Raw genomic sequence first — 4,953 nt, forward strand, 5'->3', positions numbered from 1 at the left:
CAGCAACACCAGATCGGGGCGCAACTCACGTACCGCGGTGAGCGCCTGGCTGCCGTCACCGATGACCGCAGTATCGAAGCCTTCCCCCCGCAGCACGATCGTGAGCATCTCGGCCAGCGAAGCGTCGTCATCGACGACGAGAATCCTTTGCCTCATGGTGTCCATGGTGTCACCACATCGCGACAAAACTCAGCTATCACGCGGGCGTTTCTTCTCGCGGCTCACCCGGCGAGCAACGTGGCGGCCAACTTGCCGGGGTCCACGTCGGCGCCCACCACCTGCCAACGGCCGCCCCAGCCGGCGGCGGCCAGCCCGGCGTACACCACGCCGGTGCGCTGCTGAAGGTCGTCGTCGCGTTCATAGGCGTCACGGTCGCGGCCCGCCTCCTGCGCCGCCCGGCTGCGTGCCCGCTGCCTGGCAAGTTCAGCCGAAACATCGAGTAGCACTTGGCAATCCGGCACCGGAAGGCGCAGTCGGCCGTATTCGATGCTGTGTACCCAGGCCACCACCTCACCGGTGGCGTCCTGGTGCAGACGGGCCGCGCTGTAGGCGGCGTTGGAGGCCACGTAGCGATCAAGGATCACCACGTCGTAGTCATCACGCAGCCTTGCGATGTCGGCTGCCGCGCCGGCGCGGTCCAGCGCGAACAACATCGCCATCGCGTAGACGCTGGACGCGAGATCCCCGTGCTGGCCGCGGAGCGCCTCGGCGGCGACGTCGGCGGGCACCGACTGCCCATAGCGCGGGAAGGCCAGCGTGGCCACCGACTTTCCGCCGGCCTCGAAGGCCGCTTGCAAGCCGTGTGACAGTGTCCGCTTGCCTGCGCCGTCGACCCCTTCGATCGCGATCAACACGGCGCGAGCCTAGCGCGGTAGTTGAGCCGTCTTAGTCTTCCGGCCCGTCGTGCGCCCAGGTGCCCGGCACCATCGGCGCCTGCGGCACTTCGCCGAATCCGTCGCCGGGCAACCTGACCAATCCGGCCGCGCTCGGGGCATCCGCCGTCGGCTTGGTACCGGCGAAGCCGAGGGGTCCCGCGCCCTGATCCGACGCCATGGTTGACGGCTCCAGATCCATGTATTCGTAGCGATGGCCGTGTTCCTTGACCGTCCCCCGGCGTCGACGGGCGCGCGTCTGTTCGGGGCTCGACGCCTTCGCGGCCGCAGCCGCATCAACGCTTCCGGAAGCCGGGTCCTGAGCCTGACGGCGTGCGCGGCTGCTGACACTGCTTTGTGCTGACAAGTCCGTAGTGCCCACGGCATAAAAGCCCGCGGCCGAGGTCGACGTCGTCGGACCGAAGCCGACCTCGGGCCCGCCACCAGCCGGTCCGGCGTCGACCGGGGTGGTGGGGCTCGGCGCAGCTGAGCTTGGCGCGGCCGACGTGCTGGTCGCACTCGTCGGAAGGGCGCCCGCCGGCGCGGCAGCCGGCGCCGGGCTCACGGAGGCGGGCGTGGGTGTCACCGCCGGCATCGGCATGTCGGCGGAAGGAACGGTCCCCGCCAGCCCCGCCAAACCCGCCAGGCCTGCCGTCCCCGCAACGCCCGCGCCCACGACGGCGGCCAACATGACGGGGACAGCCAACGGCGCCATCTGCACAAACGGCCATACCAGCATCAACGTGTGGAAGATGGCCCAGGCCATAGCGGTGGCAAGCACCGGCGACATTCCCGGGATCTGCATCAGCAGCGAACTGACCGCATTGGCGAAGGGGACCGCGGGAATGGGCCAGCCATTGGGGTACAGCAGTTTGCCGAGCGGCCAAGCGAAGTTTTGGGTGTAGTCCGAAAGCCACGCCGCAAGCTGGTCCTGCCACGACGACGTCGTGCTGGCCTCCTGCGCGGTGGCCGAGGCATCCGCGCTGTTGAGGTGGGCACCGGATTGCCCGGCCGGGGCCATGGCCGCGGCCTGTGTTGCCGCCGACGCTGCCTCGCCGCCCGGGACGACGATCTGCGGCGCCGGCGCAGTTACCGGCACCGACACGAGCGCAGACCCGGCGACGACTTGGTAGGTGCTCATCGTCTCGGCCGCCTGCACCCACATCCGGACGTAGTCGGCCTCGTTCAGTGCGATCGGAATGGTATTGATGCCGAAGAAGTTTGTGGCCACCAGCACCGCGTGGATCGCGTGATTGGCAGCAAGCTCGCCCAAGGTCGGCATGGTGGCCAGCGCGGAGGTGTAGGCGCCCGCCGCTGTCTGGTGCATGGTCGCCGCGACGGTGCTCTTCCCCGCACTGTCCAGCAGCCAGGCCAAGTAGGGGCCATGCGCGGCCACATACTGCTCCGCCGTGGGCCCCTCCCAGGCGCCGGCCTGCACCGCACCCAACAGCGCGGTGAGTTCGTCTGCGGCCAAGGCGTATTCAGCACTCAACGACGACCAGGCACCGGCGGCTGCCATCAACGCCCCGGGGCCTGGGCCGCTGCTCAGCAAGGCCGAGTGCACTTCCGGCGGCAACGCCATCCACACCGGCGCCGTCATGACCCACCGACCAACCGTCGCACCGACACGTCACCCTCCCAGCAATGTGGCATCGAATACCGTCGAATACCTAAGTGGTCGCTGCCCGGCGCGGTTTGGTTCCCAGCCCGTTTGCGCGGGCCCCGGAATGCGCGAGGATGCAGGGATGCGGTGTGAAGTTGCGCGGGAAGCGCTGTCTGCCCGACTGGACGGCGAACGTCATGAGGTACCGGCGCAGCGCGTCGACGCCCACCTGGGATCGTGCCCCGATTGCCGTGCCTGGTTGATCGGCGTGGCCGTGCAGACTCGCCGGCTCGCCGCAGCGGATATGGGCCACGGCCCAGACCTGGTCGACAAGATCATGGCGAATGCCCCCGTCGCGCCTATAGCACCGCATCGCCGCTGGCTGCACAGGCTGGTTTCGGACTACCGGCGCTGGGCGCTGATTGCGGTAGGGCTGTTGCAGGTCGCGGTCGCGTTGGCGCAAATCGCCGGCGTCGATTTCGGCATGGTGTCCACCTCCGGGCACGGGGCGGCGACCGGCATGCATTTGTTGCACGAGTCCACCGCCTGGCTGCTGGCCCTGGGTGTGGCGATGGTTGCCGCCGGGATATGGACCGCCGCAGCGGCGGGTGTGGCCGCGATCGCCGGCGCGTTCGCGGCGGCGCTGCTGGGTTATGTCGCCGTCGACGCCTACGACGGCGAGGTCACCGCGGCGCGTATCGCCAGCCACTTGCCGCTGCTGGCCGGCGTGCTTTTCGCGTGGTTGGTGGCGCGGGAGCGTGCGGGGAGGAACAAGGCCGGCGTAGCCGACGCAGCAGTCGACGAGCCGCTGCCGCCGGTCGCCGTTCCCCGCGGCCGACGACGCGCACATCTGTGGCCGATCAACCGTTCGGCGGCCTAACAGCGGGCGACCTACGACAATCCGTCGTAGAAGATGCGGCCTCCGTTTAAGGTGAGAGACGATGACTGCGCGTAGCGACGACAAGGCCGTCACCGCACTCGCCTTGGCCGCTGCAGGCGGAAACGCCCGAGCGCTCGAAACATTCATCAAAGCCACCCAGCAAGACGTCTGGCGGTTCGTCGCCTACCTATCCGACGCCAGCTCCGCCGACGACCTGACCCAGGAAACCTTCCTGCGGGCCATCGGGGCGATCCACCGGTTCTCCGGACGCTCAACCGCCCGCACCTGGCTGCTGGCCATCGCGCGTCGCGTCGTCGCCGACCATCTCCGTCACGCTCGGGCCCGGCCCCGCACAGCCCACGGCGCCGACCCCGAACACGTGCTGCACCGAAACCGTCCGACCCGAGGATTCGAAGACTTGGTCGAGGTGACGACGATGATCGCCGCCCTGTCCGCCGAACAACGGGAAGCGCTGCTGCTCACCCAGTTGCTCGGCTTGTCCTACGCGGACGCCGCGGTGGTGTGCGGCTGCCCGGTCGGCACGATCCGCTCCCGCGTCGCGCGCGCCCGCGACGCACTGCTGGCTGGCCTAGAACGCGACGACCTGACCGGATAGCGCTCTCGGCACAGAGACCGCTCAGTAGCGGTAGTGGTCGGCCTTGTAGGGCCCGTCGACGTCGACGCCAATGTATTCGGCCTGCTCCTTGGTCAGCTTGGTCAGATGACCGCCGAGCGCGGTGACGTGGATGCGGGCCACCTTCTCGTCGAGGTGCTTGGGCAGCCGGTACACCTCGTTGTCGTACTCGTCGTTTTTGGTCCACAGTTCGATCTGGGCGATCACCTGGTTGGAGAAGCTGTTGCTCATCACGAACGACGGGTGGCCGGTGGCGTTGCCGAGGTTCAGCAGCCGGCCCTCGGAGAGCACGATGATCGACTTGCCGCTGTCGGGGAAGGTCCACAGGTCGACCTGCGGCTTGATATTGGTTTTCCTGGCCCCGGAGCGCTCCAGCGCGGCCATCTGGATTTCGTTGTCGAAGTGGCCGATGTTGCCCAGGATGGCCTTGTCCTTCATCGCCCGCATGTGCTCGAGCGTGATGATGTCCTTGTTGCCGGTCGCGGTGACGACGATGTCCGCCTCGCCGATCACGTCCTCGACCGTCTTGACGTCGTAACCCTCCATCAGCGCCTGCAGCGCGTTGATCGGATCGATCTCGGTGACGGTGACCCGTGCACCCTGACCCGCCATCGATTCCGCGCAGCCCTTGCCGACGTCGCCGTAGCCGCAGATCAGCACCTTCTTGCCGCCGATCAGCACGTCGGTGCCGCGGTTGATCCCATCAATCAGCGAGTGCCGGCAACCGTACTTGTTGTCGAACTTGGACTTGGTCACCGAGTCGTTGACGTTGATCGCCGGAAACGCCAGATCCCCGGCCGCGGCGAACTGGTAGAGCCGCAGCACCCCGGTGGTGGTCTCCTCGGTGACGCCCTTGACCGACTCGGCGATCTTCGTCCACTTGTTCTTGTCGGTCTCGAAGCGGTTGCGCAGCAGGTTCAGGAACACCTTGTGCTCGGTCGAGTCGTCCTCTTCGGCGGGCGGC

General features: G+C 68.0%; 6 protein-coding genes. 2 read left to right on the forward strand and 4 right to left on the reverse strand.

All coding sequences use genetic code 11. The features are described from left to right. The 3 genes from VFA16_RS01130 to VFA16_RS01140 form a co-directional block, all read right to left on the reverse strand. Window positions 1-165 (reverse strand): response regulator (locus VFA16_RS01130; protein WP_324966052.1); only part of this gene is annotated, 165 nt, incomplete at its 3' end. Between the two features lie 56 nt (window positions 166-221). Continuing rightward, window positions 222-854, reverse strand: a complete 633-nt coding sequence (locus VFA16_RS01135) for a dTMP kinase (RefSeq protein WP_324966047.1) — start codon at window positions 852-854, stop codon at window positions 222-224. A gap of 31 nt (window positions 855-885) precedes the next feature. Further along, complete coding sequence (locus tag VFA16_RS01140; RefSeq protein ID WP_324966048.1) at window positions 886-2,472, reverse strand: PPE family protein; 1,587 nt, start codon at window positions 2,470-2,472, stop codon at window positions 886-888. Window positions 2,473-2,617: 145 nt separating this feature from the next. On the opposite strand from VFA16_RS01140, the gene VFA16_RS01145 reads away from it, so the two are divergent. Continuing rightward, window positions 2,618-3,355 (forward strand): DUF2275 domain-containing protein, encoded by a 738-nt coding sequence (locus tag VFA16_RS01145; protein ID WP_324966049.1) that lies wholly within the window; start codon window positions 2,618-2,620, stop codon window positions 3,353-3,355. 61 nt (window positions 3,356-3,416) lie between these two features. After that, complete coding sequence (sigC, locus tag VFA16_RS01150; RefSeq protein WP_324966050.1) at window positions 3,417-3,971, forward strand: RNA polymerase sigma factor SigC; 555 nt, start codon at window positions 3,417-3,419, stop codon at window positions 3,969-3,971. 21 nt (window positions 3,972-3,992) lie between these two features. Here the strand turns inward: sigC and VFA16_RS01155 are convergent. Beyond that, window positions 3,993-4,953, reverse strand: a 961-nt coding sequence (locus VFA16_RS01155) for an adenosylhomocysteinase (RefSeq protein WP_324966051.1), incomplete at its 5' end; no start/stop codon positions are given.

The organism is Mycobacterium sp., from assembly GCF_035653355.1.
GTDB lineage: Bacteria > Actinomycetota > Actinomycetes > Mycobacteriales > Mycobacteriaceae > Mycobacterium.

What these genes read in the sequence shown, in the direction of transcription:
- VFA16_RS01140 (WP_324966048.1), bottom strand. Translation starts at nt 2,472, where the DNA reads ATGACGGCGCCGGTGTGGATGGCGTTGCCGCCGGAAGTGCACTCGGCC.
- VFA16_RS01145 (WP_324966049.1), top strand. Translation starts at nt 2,618, where the DNA reads ATGCGGTGTGAAGTTGCGCGGGAAGCGCTGTCTGCCCGACTGGACGGC.
- sigC (WP_324966050.1), top strand. Translation starts at nt 3,417, where the DNA reads ATGACTGCGCGTAGCGACGACAAGGCCGTCACCGCACTCGCCTTGGCC.